This window comes from Hyphomonas sp. (genome assembly GCF_013823385.1).
GTDB lineage: Bacteria > Pseudomonadota > Alphaproteobacteria > Caulobacterales > Hyphomonadaceae > Hyphomonas.
Map to the genome: position 1 here is coordinate 77,740 of NZ_PNMA01000003.1, position 15,051 is coordinate 92,790.

At 62.5% G+C, this 15,051-nt stretch carries 14 protein-coding genes and 1 pseudogene; 5 read left to right on the forward strand and 10 right to left on the reverse strand.

The annotated features are described in order from the left end of the window. Window positions 1-15: 15 nt before the first annotated feature. Window positions 16-1,398: an MFS transporter gene (locus C0456_RS03270; protein ID WP_291048242.1), complete on the forward strand. Its 1,383-nt coding sequence runs from the start codon at window positions 16-18 to the stop codon at window positions 1,396-1,398. A gap of 7 nt (window positions 1,399-1,405) precedes the next feature. Here C0456_RS03270 and C0456_RS03275 read toward each other — a convergent pair whose 3' ends face one another. The 3 genes from C0456_RS03275 to leuC are packed head-to-tail and all read right to left on the reverse strand — an operon-like array spanning window position 1,406 to window position 4,451. Beyond that, window positions 1,406-2,404 (reverse strand): phosphoglycerate dehydrogenase, encoded by a 999-nt coding sequence (locus tag C0456_RS03275; RefSeq protein WP_291048245.1) that lies wholly within the window; start codon window positions 2,402-2,404, stop codon window positions 1,406-1,408. 21 nt (window positions 2,405-2,425) lie between these two features. After that, window positions 2,426-3,031: a 3-isopropylmalate dehydratase small subunit gene (leuD, locus tag C0456_RS03280; RefSeq protein ID WP_291048248.1), complete on the reverse strand. Its 606-nt coding sequence runs from the start codon at window positions 3,029-3,031 to the stop codon at window positions 2,426-2,428. After that, window positions 3,021-4,451, reverse strand: coding sequence for a 3-isopropylmalate dehydratase large subunit (gene leuC / locus C0456_RS03285; protein ID WP_291048250.1), 1,431 nt, complete (start codon window positions 4,449-4,451; stop codon window positions 3,021-3,023). The genes leuD and leuC overlap by 11 nt, the downstream gene beginning before the upstream one ends. Before the next feature lie 227 nt (window positions 4,452-4,678). Here leuC and C0456_RS03290 point away from each other — a divergent pair, with 227 nt between their 5' ends. Together C0456_RS03290 and C0456_RS03295 are read left to right on the forward strand one after the other, a co-directional pair. Then, window positions 4,679-4,945: a hypothetical protein gene (locus C0456_RS03290; protein ID WP_035595637.1), complete on the forward strand. Its 267-nt coding sequence runs from the start codon at window positions 4,679-4,681 to the stop codon at window positions 4,943-4,945. 128 nt (window positions 4,946-5,073) lie between these two features. Next, window positions 5,074-5,535, forward strand: coding sequence for a thioesterase family protein (locus C0456_RS03295; protein ID WP_291048258.1), 462 nt, complete (start codon window positions 5,074-5,076; stop codon window positions 5,533-5,535). 31 nt (window positions 5,536-5,566) lie between these two features. Here the strand turns inward: C0456_RS03295 and C0456_RS03300 are convergent, their stop codons facing one another. Continuing rightward, window positions 5,567-7,426, reverse strand: a complete 1,860-nt coding sequence (locus C0456_RS03300) for an acetyl-CoA hydrolase/transferase C-terminal domain-containing protein (RefSeq protein ID WP_291048261.1) — start codon at window positions 7,424-7,426, stop codon at window positions 5,567-5,569. A gap of 227 nt (window positions 7,427-7,653) precedes the next feature. On the opposite strand from C0456_RS03300, the pseudogene C0456_RS03305 reads away from it, so the two are divergent. Then, window positions 7,654-8,646 (forward strand): annotated as a pseudogene (locus tag C0456_RS03305) (NAD(P)H-dependent flavin oxidoreductase); the annotation flags it as partial. 84 nt (window positions 8,647-8,730) lie between these two features. Here the strand turns inward: C0456_RS03305 and C0456_RS03310 are convergent. The 4 genes from C0456_RS03310 to C0456_RS03325 form a co-directional block, all read right to left on the reverse strand. Then, window positions 8,731-10,263: a type IV secretory system conjugative DNA transfer family protein gene (locus tag C0456_RS03310; RefSeq protein WP_291048263.1), complete on the reverse strand. Its 1,533-nt coding sequence runs from the start codon at window positions 10,261-10,263 to the stop codon at window positions 8,731-8,733. Window positions 10,264-10,278: 15 nt separating this feature from the next. Then, window positions 10,279-11,016, reverse strand: coding sequence for a hypothetical protein (locus tag C0456_RS03315; protein WP_291048265.1), 738 nt, complete (start codon window positions 11,014-11,016; stop codon window positions 10,279-10,281). Between the two features lie 129 nt (window positions 11,017-11,145). Then, a complete protein-coding gene (locus tag C0456_RS03320; RefSeq protein WP_291048267.1) occupies window positions 11,146-11,874 on the reverse strand; it encodes a superoxide dismutase in 729 nt (242 codons plus the stop codon). A gap of 201 nt (window positions 11,875-12,075) precedes the next feature. Then, window positions 12,076-12,750 carry a Fe2+-dependent dioxygenase gene (locus tag C0456_RS03325; RefSeq protein WP_291048269.1) on the reverse strand — a complete coding sequence of 225 codons (675 nt, stop codon included), beginning with the start codon at window positions 12,748-12,750 and terminating at the stop codon, window positions 12,076-12,078. A gap of 95 nt (window positions 12,751-12,845) precedes the next feature. Between C0456_RS03325 and C0456_RS03330 the strand changes: the two genes are divergently transcribed. Continuing rightward, window positions 12,846-13,685, forward strand: coding sequence for a hypothetical protein (locus C0456_RS03330; protein WP_291048271.1), 840 nt, complete (start codon window positions 12,846-12,848; stop codon window positions 13,683-13,685). 57 nt (window positions 13,686-13,742) lie between these two features. Here the strand turns inward: C0456_RS03330 and C0456_RS03335 are convergent, their stop codons facing one another. Next, window positions 13,743-14,066, reverse strand: a complete 324-nt coding sequence (locus tag C0456_RS03335; protein WP_291048273.1) for a helix-turn-helix transcriptional regulator — start codon at window positions 14,064-14,066, stop codon at window positions 13,743-13,745. 87 nt (window positions 14,067-14,153) lie between these two features. Then, entirely contained in the window at window positions 14,154-14,723 is a 570-nt protein-coding gene (locus tag C0456_RS03340) for a TMEM165/GDT1 family protein (RefSeq protein WP_291048276.1), read from the reverse strand. Between the last annotated feature and the right edge of the window lie 328 nt (window positions 14,724-15,051).

Genomic DNA, 15,051 nt, shown 5'->3' on the forward strand with positions numbered 1-15,051 from the left:
AGAATCGGACCGAGAATGCCCGCCAAATCATCCAAACCCGGTCGCCTGCCCCTCTACCAGCTTCTGGCCTATTGCAGCCTGACGATCCCGATCACCGCTGTGGGCATGCCGGTCACTACCTATCTTCCGCCGTTGTATGCGGGGCAGGGCGGGCTGGGCCTGGCCACCATCGGCCTGATCTTCATGGTCGCGCGGATATGGGATGTGATTACCGATCCCATCGTCGGCATTCTTGTAGACAGATACCAGTGGCGGCACGGCCCGCGGAAACTCTGGATTGCCTTCAGCGTTCCGCTGCTCTGCGTCACCGCTTTCTTCCTCTTCATGCCGGCGAGAGACGAGCCCGCCAGCGCGCTGGCGCTCCTCTTCCAGCTCCTCATTCTCTATACGGGCTGGACATTTCTTCAGACCACGCACCAGGCCTGGGGCGCAGACCTGACGCCGGACTATGATGAGCGCTCAAAACTCTTCGGCTACCGGGAAATGATGAGCGCGGGCGGAACACTGCTCATCCTTTCCTTGCCAGCTCTCCTGGGGTCATGGTTTGCCTTCGATGCCTATGCGGAAGTCGCTTCCATGGGCTGGTTCCTGGCACTGATCCTTCCCCTGACGATCCTCATCGCTTTCAGCCTTGTGCCTGACAAGGCACTTGCGCCGCTTCCCAAGCAGCGGCCGAAAATGGATCTTTCCCAGGTCCTCGCCGGGATGAAAGAGCGGGCCATCTGGCGTATTCTGGCGGTCGAGATCTGCGTCGGGATCGGCGTGGGGGTCACGGCTTCAACCTTCCTGTTTGTGGCACGTGGCGTGGTCGGCCTGCATAGCGGGGCCAGCAGTGTGCTGCTGATCTTCTTCGTCGCCTCCATCGTTGGTATTCCAGCCTGGCTATGGGTCAGCCGGCGCCTCGAAAAGCACACGGCGCTACAGCTGGTCTGCGTGTATTCGCTCGCCTGCAATCTGGTGCTCATTCCTATGCTGCTGCTGGGCCATGCCTGGCTGTTCATTCCGATGGTCGCCCTCCTGGGTCTCAGTTTCGGCGCGCCTCAGGCGCTGCTGCGGTCGATGATTGCAGACCAGGTCGACCGCGAGGAGGTCCGCTCCGACCTCAACAAAGCCGGGTTCTACTTCGCCTTCATGGGAACCTCCTACAAGGTCGGCCAGGCCGCCGCGATCGGGGTCAGCTTCCTGTTGCTCGCCCTGATCGGTTTCAATCCGGAAGTTCCTGAGAATCCGGACCATCGAATCGGGCTGATCCTGGTTTTCACGCTGGTGCCGGCCATCATCTTTGCCCTGTGCATTCTGCTGTGCCGGAACTATCCGTTGACGCGAGATGCCCATGAGAAAGACCGCGCCATCCTGCGCGCCCGGTTTGCGGCGAAGACATTGTCGCAGGATAGCTGAAAGACGATCAGCGCCCGTCCACAACAAGGCAGGCAGCCGGCGGCGTGCGCCCGTCGATCACTTCGGCTGCGCACAGCGCCGCAATCATATTGGTGCGGGCCAGCGCTTCCTGCGTCGAGGCGCCTGCATGCGGCGCGGCCACAACATCATGGCGCGCGATCAGCGCATCGGTGACGTGCTGTTTCGACGGGTCGCTTTCACTCTCATATACGTCGAGGCCCGCGCCCAGAATTTCGCCGTTTTCAAGCGCCGCAAGAAGCGCCTGATCATCCACAAGCCCGCCCCGCGCGGTATTGATCAGCACGGCGGAAGTCTTCATCCGGCGGAAGGTTTCTGCGTTGAACATGTGGCGCGTATCCGGGGTCAGTGGCGCGTGAACGGAGATATAGTCCGCCTCTTCCAGCAGAGTTTCAAAACCCACATGCCGTAGCCCGAAACGCTCGATATCTTCCTGCGCCAGGCGCGGCGCGCAGACCAGAATTTCGGCCTCAAACCCGCTGAGGCGCTGCGCAAGGCTCCTGCCTATGCGCCCGAACCCCACAATGCCGGCTTTCTTCCGGTAGAGTTCGGTGCCCACCAGGATCGTCCAGTTGCCGGCATTCATGGCGCGCTGGGCCTCCTGAAACCGGCGGCCGATGGAAATCATCATGCCGATCACCTGGTCGGCAACCGAGGCGTCATTGCCGCCCGCTGCAATCGCCACAACCCGCCCCAGATCTCTGGCGGCCTGAATGTCGACCTTTTCATAGCCCACCCCGCGGCGGGATATCACGGCCAGATCGGGAAGGGCCTGAAACACCTCGCGGGTGATGCGGGCATGACCGACAATCCAGCCACCAGCGCCGGCCAGCAAGGTGCGGATATCGTCCACGTCCAGATCGCCTTCGCCCTTGCCCTCGGGCGGTTTCGCGATGGCCACCTCTATGTTCCTGTCCTGAAGAAAGGCGATGGCCGCATCATCAAAGAATTTTTGCGTGACGACCACCTTCCGGGGAGGATTGCTCATGTCGATTGTCCTTGAATGTCTTCAGGCCAGCCAGGCGCGCGCGCCCAGATAGCGGGATTGGAATGCTTCGATCTCGGCGCGCCATTGCAACGTCATCCCGACGGCGTCGAGCCCCTTAAGGAGCATGAATTTACGCCGCTGGCTGATCTCAAATCCGGCCGTGCCCGTCTCTGCCTTGATGGTCTGGGCTTCCAGATCAATCGTGATCTCCTCGCCATTCGCGGCGCATTCGGTCAGCATGCGAACGGTAGGGTCATCCGCTTCAATGGCCAAGAGGCCATTGCGGGCGCAATTGTCAAAGAATATTCCGGCAAAGGAGGGCGCGATAATTGCCCTGATCCCGAATTGCCGCAGCCCCCAGACAGCATGTTCGCGTGATGATCCACAACCGAAATTGGCCCCGGTCACCAGAAACGCCGCCCTGGTCCAGGGCGCCTGGTTCAGCACGAAATCCGGCCGCACCGCGCCTTCTTCGTCAAACCGCAGATCATGGAACACGCCCCTCTCAAGGCCGTTCCGGTCGATGCCCTTCAGGAACGTCTTGGGCATGATGACATCGGTATCGATATTGGCAGCGGGCAGGGCGGCGACGAAGCCAGACACCCGCGTAAACGGCTCAACGGGCATCGCGCACCTCCAGCTTGCGAACATCACACAGATGGCCCGACACCGCTGCGGCCGCCACCATCGCCGGGCTCATCAGATGCGTCCGGCTGCCCGCGCCCTGGCGCCCTTCAAAATTCCGGTTGGTGCTGGAAGCGCAGCGTTTGCCCGGCGCAATCACGTCATCATTCATCGCAAGACACATCGAACATCCGGGCTCCCGCCATTCAAAGCCGGCCTCACGGAACACCCGGTCAAGCCCCTCCGCCTCGGCCATCCGCCGGACCTCCCTTGATCCGGGTACGACCATTGCGCTGACGCCGGGGGCGACCCTTCGGCCCTTCACTACAGCTCCGGCCGCCCGCAGGTCTTCAATCCGGGCGTTCGTGCACGAGCCGATGAAGGCGTGATCAATCCGGATGTCCTCCAGCCGCGTGCCCGGCGACAATCCCATATAGCCGAGCGCGCGCTCTGCATCCCGGCGCCGGGCAGGGCTCGCTTCCAGCGCAGGATCGGGAACGGCGCCTGAAATCGGCGCGGCCTGATCCGGGCTCGTGCCCCAGGTGACCATCGGTTCAATATCACCTGCATCGATCTCCGCACGCGCATCAAACACGGCGCCGGCATCCGTGCGCAGCGACCGCCAGTCTTCCAGCGCCGCTGTCAGCTGCTTTCCCTTGGGCGCGCGGGGTTTGCCCTCAAGATAGGCATAGGTCTTTGCGTCCGGCGCGATCAGCGCGCCCCGTGCCCCGCATTCCACCGCCATATTGCAGACCGTCATCCGCCCCTCGATCGACAGTCCACGGATCGCCGGTCCGGTAAACTCCACCGCATGCCCCTGCGCGCCATCCGCCCCGATCTGGCGGATAACGGCCATGATCAGATCCTTTGCGGTCACCCCGGCCGGCAGGTCACCGCGCACGGCAATCTCCATATTGCGCAGCCGGCGGTAAACCACCGTCTGTGTCGCCAGGAAATGCTCAATGTCCGACGTGCCGATCCCGAACCCCAGCGCTCCGAAGGCGCCATAAGTGGTCGTATGGCTGTCGCCTGCCGCGATCACGAGGCCGGGCAGGGCCAGTCCAAGCTCGGGCATCACCACATGTTCGATGCCCTGCTGGCGATGATAGAGGTCGAACAGCTCGATGCCGAAGTCCCGGCAATTCCTCACGAAATACGCCATCTGAAGATCGTCCGCCTGCGCTTGCGGTGACGCAATCTTCTCCGGCCGTGTGGAATTGACGTGGTCGATCACGCCCAGCGCCGAGGCGGGCCGGAAAACCGGCCGCCCCGCCTCGCGCAGGCCGGTGAACGCCTGAGGGCTCGTATATTCATTGAGCACCGTGCGATCGACGTAGAGCAGCATGTCACGCCCATCCGCATCCAGCGGCCGGACCGTGTGGCTACCCACCAGCTTGTCGTACAGGGTTCTGAGCGCCGCCATGAAGTCCGATCGATAAATGCGTTTCGTGCCGCAGCTGTAGCAGCGGCAAATCCCGCGGTGGCGCGCAAAAACTGCATGAATTCATGTCTTGTCCCGCATGCCCTCACCGGCGGCTGGAACGCTGGCCCGTTTCGATTCTTCCGTGGTGCCAGAATCAGGGCTTGACTTGTCACCGGGAAAAGAACATTAAGAGAACATTAAGTCAGCGAACTGGGAAGGTGGCACCGATGATGGATTATCCGGGTATTTCTGAAGAGTTTCGTTCCTGGATCCGGGCCGGCATTACGCGCAATGCCAAATGGCTTCTGGTGTTCTCCGATATGGTGGACTTTGTGGATTTCTGCGACTTCTGCGAGGATGACGCGGCGCTGGAGCTGGAAATCGCGGCGGATGAAGCGCATGGCGACGAGGTGCGCCTGGTGGGTGTCTACAAGCTTTGTGGCACCGAAGAAGAGATCATCGATCGCGTGCGCGGCAAATGGGCTGTGGCCTGAAGCTCGGCGCGGGGGATCCATCGGGAGGGAAGAGTGGCTGCGTTCGCAGCCTCTCCGGCTTGACTGCCGCAAAGTCATGTCTCTGAACAGCGGCCCAAACTGCTCACAGTCAAACAGGGCCCCTGCCTATGAAACCTCCCGCCTGGCGCCAGGATCGCGCTGTCTATCCTTTCTCCTGTTCCATCCAAACCCGCTATACGGATGAAGACAGCCTCGGCCATATCAACAACATCTCGGTTGCGGCCTATTATGATGAGGCGCGGTCGAAATTCTCCCGGCATGTCTTTTCCAAGGTCGATCCGGCAGAAATGACCCGCATCGTCACCGCAGACAGCCGCGTCACCTATCTCGCCGAAGTGTTTCACAAGGAAAGCGTAGAGGTCTGCACCGGCATCCTGCGGATCGGCACAGCGTCTTACGAGATCGGCCAGGCGATGTATCAGGACGGCCGCTGCGTTGGCATCTGCACCACGATCTTCGTTCAGGCGACCCCGGAAGGCTCAAGCCCCCTGTCTGAAAGCCTCAAGGCCGCGCTGCAGGACATGTTCATCCACGCCCCGCCGGTGCTGGCTGGAGGCGTGGCAGGCTAGGGCCTTCTGGCGCCGCCGCGCCGGCGATCGCTCACCGCGTCTTCGCCAGCGCCTGCAGCACCAGCCTCTGCGTCAGCCGCTCTTTCCAACTCGCCGGCGCTTCCAGAGCCAGCCGCTCCAGGTGCGGCCGGAAAGCAGCCTGGGCGGCATTGCCGGGCCCGGCAATGAGCGCGCCCAGAATGAATCCGGCGCGCTTTATCGGCGTCGCCATCTGCGCGCTCAGATAGGCCAGCGCAGGCGCAATCTCGCGTTCGGTCTCGGTCAGCTCGGTGCCAAACGGATAAGCGGGCAGGTTTGCGGCGTGAGGCGCCAGCGCGCGGCGGAGGGTCTCCGGCGTATTCGCCCGCCAGGCGGCCGGCACCGTGAAATCCGCCGGCAGCTTCTTCGCGGCAATGGCGTCGCGGACCAACCCATCGATGAAGCGCGCATCGGTGATGGCCAGCATGGCCCGCACGCATTCTTCGTCTGTCTTCCCGCGCAGATCGGCTACGCCATATTCGGTGATGATGATGTCGCGCAGATGCCTCGGCACGGTCGTGTGGCCATAGGACCAGACGATATTGGACTCCACCTTGCCCCCCGCCTCGCGCACGGCTTTCACCAGGATGATCGACCGGGCGTCTTCCAGCTCATGCGCCTGCGCCACGAAATTGTATTGCCCGCCAACACCGCTCACCACGCGCCCATCCTCCAGCGCGTCGGAGATTACAGCGCCCAGGCAGGTCGCCTTCATGGCAATGTTGATGAAACGCGCATGGGCGCGTTCGCGGCGGCGGTTGGCCTCATCGCCGTAAAGCGCGTTCACATCCGCCACGCTCGTCATGTTGATCGCCGCCAGCAGATCCGGCCCCGCCTCGCGCAGGGCCTGATAGAAGCTCTGCGGGCCAAGATAGAACCCGCCATCAATCGTCACCGCGCTGCCCTCGCGCACGCGCCGCGTGAAGATGCCCGCGCGCAGCAGTTCCAGCATGCCTTGGGTGAACATCTCCGTGCAGCCATAGAGGCCTTCCCTGAAGGCGCCGTCGCCGCCTTCCTCCACCGGTCCGGCCGGGCCGGGCAGGGCGCTGATCGCAGCATTGAAGGCAGGCGGGTTCAAATGCCGTAGACGGACGGATTGCGCCGCCCCATCGCCCAGCGATCCGATGCCGATCTGCAGCGTCCCGCCATCTTTCACCAGCCGCGCCGCGCGCAGGCCGATGGCATGGCTCAGCAGGTCCACCTGCGCCGCAGGCAGCCCCGCGAGGTCATAGCCGCCCCCGTCGAGCAGCAGGTCAAACTCGCTGGCAGGCACCTCGGCATCATTGATCATGAAGGGCAGGCGGTCATTCACCTCGCCCACCACCACAAAGCTCTCCCGGCCAGCTTTCCGCTGAAGCTCGGGGATGAGGTCCAGCGTGATGTCGGTATTGCAGGAAAGGCTGTAGCGCCCCTCCTGCGCGGCGATCATCTGGCCGATCACATTGGCCCGCGCCGAAACGATGCGCCTCATCGCATGGGTATAGTTGACGCTGTTGTAGTGGCGCTGGGCATAGGCGTTGTTCAGCAGCGTGCCCGTCGCCAGGAAGAACTCCTCCACCTGCACATTGGGCGGCAGGGCGCCCCGCGCCCGGTCCACGGCATAGGTGAGGTCCGGATAGTCCCCGAACAATCGCGCCACCACCGGCCCGCCGAACTGCGCCGGCAATCCCGCCCCCAGCTTCGGGCGCACCAGCGTCAGCGCCGTATAGATCGTCAGCGTCACCGAAGGGTCGGCCTTGGCAATCTCGTAGAGGGCGTTGGTCAGGCGGTTCGCCTTGCCCAGGCCAAGGGGCAGGGCGAGGCGCACATCCTTGCCCACCCGGTTGATCACCTCCCGCGCGCAGGCCTCGGGCGAAGTGTGGCGCCGCGTCATGAGCATCTCTCCGATCTGACCCGCCCTGCGCCAGACTGGCCAAGGGTGTCCTGCATCTGTCCGAAACTGTCCGGAAGTGTCCGGATTTGTCCATCGGGTGTCACAGCCTGGCAGGCAGATTACCGAAAACAGCCCGGCATTTCCGCTGGGTGACACCTTCCAAACGCCTTCCCGCCTGTGCCATGTCTCATCCGTGAAACCAAGGCGCTGCGGCCCTCAACCCCCGCTGCAGCCAGAGACAGGGGAGTGACATGGCAAAACTCAAGACACGTCTGACCGAAATGTTCGGCGTCGAAACACCCATCTGCATGGGCGGCATGACCGGCGTCGGCTACGGCGAACTCGTTGCCGCTGTTGCAAATGCAGGGGCTCTCGGCTTCATCACGGCGCACATGTTCAAGTCCGGCGAAGAACTGCTGGCAGAGATCGAGAAGACCAAGAAGCTCACCGACAAGCCCTTCGGCGTGAACCTCACCCTGCTGCCCTCGATCAACCCGATCCCCTATGACGAATACCGCGAAGCGATCATCCATAGCGGCGTCAAGATCGTCGAAACCGCTGGCCGCGCCCCCACCGATCACCTGCCGCGTTTCAAGGAAAACGGCGTCAAGGTCATCCACAAGTGCACCTCGGTCCGCCACGCGGTTTCTGCAGTAAACAAAGGCGTTGATGTCATCTCGATCGACGGTTTCGAATGCGCCGGCCACCCCGGTGAGGATGATGTCGGCCTGATCGTGCTGCTGCCGGCAACCGTTGACGCGGTTGACGTTCCGGTCATCGCCTCGGGCGGTATGGCCGACGGGCGCGGCCTCGCTGCTGCCATCGTGCTGGGCGCCGACGGCGTCAACATGGGCACCCGTTTCTGCGCCACCGTGGAAGCAAAGATCCATGAAAACGTGAAGAAAAAGATCGTTGAAAACAACGAGCTCGACACCGTCCTCGTTGGCCGCTCACTGCGCAACACGGCCCGCGTCGCCAAGAACGACATCTCGGTTCAGGTGGCCGAAATCCAGAAGGATCCGACCAAGACCTTCGCAGACGTGAAGGAACTGATGGCCGGTGTCCGCGGCCGTGAGAACGTGCTGCGCGACGGCGATATGGACGGCGGCATCTGGACCACCGGCCAGAGCCAGGCGCTGATCCATGACATCCCGACCTGCCAGGAACTCGTCAGCAACATCATGAAGCAGTACGAGCAGGCTCGCGCCCGCATCCTCTGATCGCGGCAAGGTATTGTAATTACAAAGAAAGCCGGGCGTGCCTCCTGCCGCCCGGCTTTTTTGTGCCGGCTTGTAGCGGCTGTTTCAGTCGGCGGCCGCCGGCGTATCCGGCGCGTCCTTCAGAACCTTGAGAAGGCCTGCGGGCGAGAGCGTTTCGGTTTCGCCCTGGCCGGCCGGGCGGCGCACCACCACGCGCGCCACCGCAGGCGCCGGGCGCATCACCGGCCTCGCCGGATCATGAAACGGGTTGGCATCATACATGCCCGCAAAGGCCGGATCTGTCAGATAGCTCGGCAGGCGCGCCAGCACGGGCGCGTCGCCTGAAAGCTGCAGCAGCATTTCATGATCGGCCAGATCCAGCAGCCTTTCAGCGGGCCGGAAACCGACAATCGCCGCCATCGATTCTGCCGCCAGCATGGTGTTGGCCCCGAAACACTGCACAGCCCGGCAATTGTTCACCATCGTCTGCCAGTCATCAGGATAGAGATTGCGAAGCTGGCTCGGATCCTGCCAGAAACTCCAGGTCTGCAGGCCATAGCCCCGCATCAGCGTCACCGCCCGGCGCAGCGGCGTGAACGTTCCCAGCTGCGCGGCCTCATCCAGCAGGAACAGCGTCGATTTCTCCGGCCGCGCATTCCGCCGCGTGATCAGCGTCATCAGCGTATGCACCCACAGGCGCAGCAGTTTCCCGTGGCTGTCCAGCATATGCGGGGGCAGCACCAGATAGATCGACAGCGGGTCGCCCCGCGTCACGGCGTCGAGTTCGAACCCGGTGGACGACAGGCTTTTCGTGATCGCTTCCCCGCGTGCCACCTCCACAATGGATTGCGCAAAGGAAAGGATCCCGCCCAGCGTGGACACCGCGCCCAGCCGCAGCATCTGCCCGATCCGGACGGCTTCGGCATTGCGCGAGCGTTCCAGTGCCCCCAGAACCGTTGTGGCGCTGGAAAGCGTGGCCGAAGGATTTTCCGCCATTTGCGAATAGATGCCCGCTTCGCCCATGGCCTGCGCCACCAGTTCGCGGACCGTTCCCAGATGCCGGCGGGCAGGGGGCAGATCGCTCACCACATGCAGTATCACCCCCAGAACAAAGGTCGCTCCGCGCTCGGACCAGTAGTCCCCATCGCTTGTGTTCCGCCCCATTCGGTTGTCGATCATCGTGGCAATGATCGCCATCGCGTCATCAACCAGTGTCGGGCTTGCCGTGTCCAGCAGATCCAGCGGGTTGATCGGCGTAGAGGGCAGGCCGGTCACGCCAATCGGGTCGACGATGGCCACAGTATGGCCAAGCTCCTTGCGGCGCCGGGCGGTAATCAGCGCGTTTTCTCCCTTGGGATCGATCACGATCAGCGGCCCGTCAAACCGCAGAAGCGCGGGGATGATACAGCCGACCCCTTTGCCTGCGCCGGTCGGCGCAATGGTCATCAGATGCCCCTCCATCTCCATCAGGATCGGGTCAATGAAGCCTGTCGCCGGTGTGCGTTCGGGATCGCCAAAAGAAAATCCTATGGGGGTCTTCTTGTGTTCAAGTTCCATCGACCAGCCGACAAGCAGGCGGTTGCCCCCGAGCTCTGATGGCAGTTCGAGTTTCGATTGAATGGGTACTAGGTCCAGCATGTTTCCCCCCCAGGGTCAGATCCGGCTCACAATCATGGGTCCGATGAGGCTTTCCTCCCGGACCGGCAATTCCGACAGCAGCACGTCGTCATCAATCATCTCCACAATCCCCTGTGGAAAGATGGCCATGACAGCCCGGAACAGGCTGCCGCCATAAAGGACTGTCCCCGCATAGTGCGCCAGGGCCTTGGTCTCTTCTTCCGGCGCTGTCTCGGTAAACGGGATCAGGTCAGCCGTTGCGGCCGCCTCAATGCCGTCCGGCAGCAGCCGCGCGTGCAGCTCCGCTTGTGTGGAGACCGGCTGAAACCGCCCCTCACTGGCATGCACCCAGTTCATGAACAGGTGCAGATAGTCCAGCCGCTGATGATGGGTGTCCAGCAGCGGCGGCAGTTCGGCGTTGAGGTCATGGATGACGGCAGATGTGCCGTTGAGCAGGGCCATGCCGTCTTCATGCACGATAACGTTGATCAGCCCCGGCCGTCCGTAACCGGCATGCCCTGCCAGTTCCACCAGCACGGTGTCTTCATAGCAGGAGAGGTTGCGAACCCGTGCCCGGTCAATGCACCAGTTGATGGCCAGATTCCTGATGTCGCGCTCGTCTTCCAGCCATTCGCAAATGGCGATGACGGTGCTCAGGGCCATGTCGCCGGAAAGAGTGCGCCAGCTGCCGGGTATGATCGGCGGCGCGGTCCAGCCCTCATAGCGGGGCTGGGACAGCGCAAAGCGGAGTTGTTCAATCTCTGTCGGCGTCATGTCTGGGCTTTTTAGCAATCCGGATCGTCTTGCCTACCGGAAGATGAACGGCGTTGGAACGTATAGACGCACGCTCGCCCAAAGAAAAACGGGAGGGCCCGCCAAGCCCTCCCGTCATCTGTTCGCGGGCTATTTTGCCGCTGCGTAGAGGCTGTTCGCCTCATTCCAGTTCACCACGTCCCACCAGGAATTCAGATAGTCGGCGCGGCGGTTCTGGTATTGCAGATAGTAGGCGTGCTCCCACACATCGACGGCAAGGATCGGCGCCCCTTTGACGGCGGCCACATCCATCAGCGGATTGTCCTGATTGGGGGTGGACGTGATCTTCAGGCCGTCATCCGTCATGACCAGCCAGGCCCAGCCTGATCCGAATTGTCCGGTTGCGGCCTTGTTGAACGCCTCCTTGAATGCGTCCATCGATCCGAAAGTGGCGTCGATGTCGGCGGCAAGTTCTGCCGAAGGCGTGCCGCCCTGGCCGGCAGGCGCCATCAGCTTCCAGAACAGGCTGTGATTATAATGGCCGCCGCCATTGTTGCGGATGGCCGGCGAGAGCGTCGAGATTTTTGCCATCAGCGTTTCCAGCGGCTCGGCCGCCAGGGCAGGCTCTGAGGCCAGCGCCGCATTCAGGTTGTTCACATAGGCGGCGTGGTGCTTGCCGTGATGGATTTCCATCGTCTTCGCATCAATGGCGCCTTCCAGCGCGTCATAGGCATAAGGCAGATCGGGCAGGGTGTAGGTGATGGCGGCGGTCTGCGCCGCGGCTGGCGCAGCAGGCTCGCTGGCAAGCGCAGTGGTGCTCATGCTGGTGCAGGCGACGGCCCCCAGGGCGGCAGTGGCGATGGCGAGGGGTCTCAACATTTGATCTTCTCCCTGATCTGAAAGCAGTTTATGAAAACGACGGGGCGCAACGGATGTACCCCGCCCATATGGGGCAAGGTGGCAGGTAGGTCACGGTTCAAATTGCGAAAAGTCAGCCTGTCGTCAGTCATCTGCCTTGGAAAACTGCATGCGAGGCGTGGTTGTTCCCAGCTCACCGGAATGTGAACCGGCCGACTCCCCTCAAGCATCTGCCCACATTCTGATCAGGTTGGCTTCAGTTTTCGCAAGGCTCAGCAATTCGGGAGAGCCCGCGGGAAAGGCGCGCGCCAGCCCTACTTTCAGGTTTGCAATGTCAAACAGGATAGCGCGCTGCGCAGCGTCGCGGATAGCGCTCTGAATCCAGCTGACAAACACGTATCGCTCACCCGAGATCACGGGCGCCACCCGGTGCAACTCCGTAGACGGATAAATGACCATGCTGCCCGCAGGCAACTTGACTGACTCTGTCCTGAACACGGTCTCGATTTCCAGTTCGCCGCCTTCATAATTTTCCGGCGGTGAGAGGAACAAGGTGAAGGACAGATCCGTGCGGATCCGCGCGTCGCCTTTGCCCATCACCGGATTGTCGATGTGCAGGCCATAGGTGTCCCCGGCGCCGGTCCGGCTGATCAGGGGCGGGGCGAATTTCAGCGGCCGGGCATAGGCCTCCACCACAGGATGACGCTTCACGGTATCCAGCAGCATGTCGCGCACTTTGGTGCCCGTCCGGCTGGTGAGGTCTGCCTGCTGGTTCTGCTTCACGCGGCGCGCGGTTGCCCCAGCGGTCTTGCGGCCATCCTCCCAGCGCATCTCGGCGAGCGCCTTTGTAACCTCCGCCAGCACATCCGGGCTCAGCACGTTTTCAATGACAATCATATCGGGCCTTCCACGCCTCTGGTCTTGCGGCGCAGCACTATTTGCTTTAACTGCAACTCATTCTCAATCACAAACAGCATATGCGGAGCGCATGAATGAGCAAGTCGTACAGAGCCTGGACCGGTCTTGGCCTTGGCCTCGCCATTATTTCTACCGGGCTTGGCGCCTGCGGAAAGGCCACGCCCCCTGCGGCCGATGCGCCTGCCGAACAGTCTGCGGCGGCGGCTCCCGCAGCCTCCTTTGAGGAAACGGTCGAGGCCGTTGCCTCGGGCGGGGAAGGCGAAGGCGGTATTTCGCTTGATCAGGCGGCGACCGACCCGGTCATCTATGGCGCCGCTCTGGGCGTGACCGAAGCTCACGTCATCGCCGCGCGGGACGCCTTTGCGCTGGGTGAAAAAGACGCTGCCGCCGAGATGTTTGCCCATCCGGTCAGCGAAGTGCTGATCGAACTGGAAGACCTGTTCAAGGCCCGCGGCGTGACGCTGTTTGACAATCTTCTGCTGGAGGCCTCCCAGGCCGTGATGGCCGGGGAAAGTGCTGAGCAGATCAGCGCCCGCACCGAAGCCATCATCGCGGCGCTGCGCGCAGCAGGCACGAAGGCGCCGGAATCTTCCCGCAGCCCGGTTTCCATCCGCGCCGCGATCGCGGCGGACCAGGCAGACCGCGCCGCCGCCATGTATCGCATCGCCCGGGAAGCAGGCACCTATGAGCCCTATCTGGACGGTTACGGCTTCTACAAGGCAGGCCTCTCCCTCTTCAAGGATCAGGAAGCTCAGATTGCCGCCGCCAACCCGGCCGGCGCCGCTGCGCTGAACGAAGCCTTTGCAGAACTCGCCAAAGCCTATCCGGATGCAGGCCCTCAGGCTGAACTGAACGCGGATCTCTCGGCGATCACGGTATCAGCGTCCAACGCCATGCTGGCCAACAGCCACTGACGGGCGCATCCGAAATCTGGATATGAACAGGATAGGCCGGGCAAGTCCCGGCCTGTTTCATCTTGTCCCGTAGTAATCGCAGAGCGTGTCGATCAGCGCCTGCGAGATGCCGGGCCGGCACCGGTAATAGATCGTCTGGGCGTCGCGGCGGCTTTCCACAAGTCCGGCTGCGCGCAGCTTGGCGAGGTGCTGGGAAACGGCAGACTGGGATTGCCCTGTCATCTCGGCGAGATGGTTGACGGGCAGCTCTCCCTCGCTCAGGGCGCACATGATCTTCAGCCGGGTTTCGCTGGCCATTGCCTTGAGCACGCCGGCGGCTTCGTGAACCCTTTCGGTGACCACGGCAATGCTGCTCGCCTTTTTGCGCTTGGCAATTACCATGAAGTATTCTCCTCGGAAGGGCCAGACCGGTGCGAAGTCGAGGTGGGGCGCTTCTGCGCACCTGTCCAGCCCACCAGATGGGAAAACTTACACAAGGCCAGCAGTTTGAGCAGCCAGCCACAGACCGATAACGAGGAATAGAAGCGCCGCGATCATCCGCACCACCTTCAGGGGAACGCGCCGGATCAGCTCATTTCCCAGGAACACCGCCGGCACATTTGCCAGCATCATGCCAAGGGTCGTTCCCATGGTAACCATCAGGAGGTCGTTGAAGCGGGCACTGAGAGCCACAGTCGCCAGCTGCGTCTTGTCGCCCATCTCCACCAGGAAGAAGGCAAACACTGTCGTTAGGAAGGCGCCAAAGCGGGCGGGCTTGTCCTCGATATCGTCGAGCTTGTCGGGGATCAGCGTCCAGGCGCCCATGGCGATGAACGAGGCGGCGATCAGGTAGCGGAACCAGTCGCCCTCAAGGAAAGCGGCTGCCTGAGCCCCGACGAAGGCTGCCAGGAAGTGGTTGGCAAGCGTTGCCACCAGAATGCCGAGAATGATGGGAACAGGCCGCTTGAACCGCGTCGCCAGCACGATGGCCAGCAACTGGGTCTTGTCGCCAATCTCGGCGAGCGCGACCACGGCGGTCGAAGTGAAGAGGGCTTCCATGAGGGTCGTCTCCGGGCCGGGCAGTTGTTGAGTCCAACGACATCGCATCCTCGCCCGGCAAGGCAGGAGGCAATGTCATTGGTCTCGCCCGAACGGTATGACCGCTCCTCCCGCACCATGGCCTCTCGACCAAGTATGTTGACGCGGAAGCCCACCTTGCGGTGGCTGGCTACTCCCCAGATGACCCGCGCCGATTATCCCGGAAGCGCCGCCCATGCAAGAGATGTCTGAAGCGGCGCCCTGAAACGGATGAACTGCGCCACTGGCCATACCGTCCAAACCCGTGGAATCTACACATCAGACCGATGGACAGGCGAATGTTACTTTA

What these genes read in the sequence shown, in the direction of transcription:
- C0456_RS03325 (WP_291048269.1), bottom strand. Translation starts at nt 12,750, where the DNA reads ATGATTGTCATTGAAAACGTGCTGAGCCCGGATGTGCTGGCGGAGGTT.
- C0456_RS03275 (WP_291048245.1), bottom strand. Translation starts at nt 2,404, where the DNA reads ATGAGCAATCCTCCCCGGAAGGTGGTCGTCACGCAAAAATTCTTTGAT.
- C0456_RS03290 (WP_035595637.1), top strand. Translation starts at nt 4,679, where the DNA reads ATGATGGATTATCCGGGTATTTCTGAAGAGTTTCGTTCCTGGATCCGG.
- C0456_RS03300 (WP_291048261.1), bottom strand. Translation starts at nt 7,426, where the DNA reads ATGACGCGGCGCCACACTTCGCCCGAGGCCTGCGCGCGGGAGGTGATC.
- C0456_RS03295 (WP_291048258.1), top strand. Translation starts at nt 5,074, where the DNA reads ATGAAACCTCCCGCCTGGCGCCAGGATCGCGCTGTCTATCCTTTCTCC.
- leuD (WP_291048248.1), bottom strand. Translation starts at nt 3,031, where the DNA reads ATGCCCGTTGAGCCGTTTACGCGGGTGTCTGGCTTCGTCGCCGCCCTG.
- C0456_RS03310 (WP_291048263.1), bottom strand. Translation starts at nt 10,263, where the DNA reads ATGCTGGACCTAGTACCCATTCAATCGAAACTCGAACTGCCATCAGAG.
- leuC (WP_291048250.1), bottom strand. Translation starts at nt 4,451, where the DNA reads ATGGCGGCGCTCAGAACCCTGTACGACAAGCTGGTGGGTAGCCACACG.
- C0456_RS03315 (WP_291048265.1), bottom strand. Translation starts at nt 11,016, where the DNA reads ATGACGCCGACAGAGATTGAACAACTCCGCTTTGCGCTGTCCCAGCCC.
- C0456_RS03320 (WP_291048267.1), bottom strand. Translation starts at nt 11,874, where the DNA reads ATGTTGAGACCCCTCGCCATCGCCACTGCCGCCCTGGGGGCCGTCGCC.
- C0456_RS03270 (WP_291048242.1), top strand. Translation starts at nt 16, where the DNA reads ATGCCCGCCAAATCATCCAAACCCGGTCGCCTGCCCCTCTACCAGCTT.
- C0456_RS03335 (WP_291048273.1), bottom strand. Translation starts at nt 14,066, where the DNA reads ATGGTAATTGCCAAGCGCAAAAAGGCGAGCAGCATTGCCGTGGTCACC.
- C0456_RS03340 (WP_291048276.1), bottom strand. Translation starts at nt 14,723, where the DNA reads ATGGAAGCCCTCTTCACTTCGACCGCCGTGGTCGCGCTCGCCGAGATT.
- C0456_RS03330 (WP_291048271.1), top strand. Translation starts at nt 12,846, where the DNA reads ATGAGCAAGTCGTACAGAGCCTGGACCGGTCTTGGCCTTGGCCTCGCC.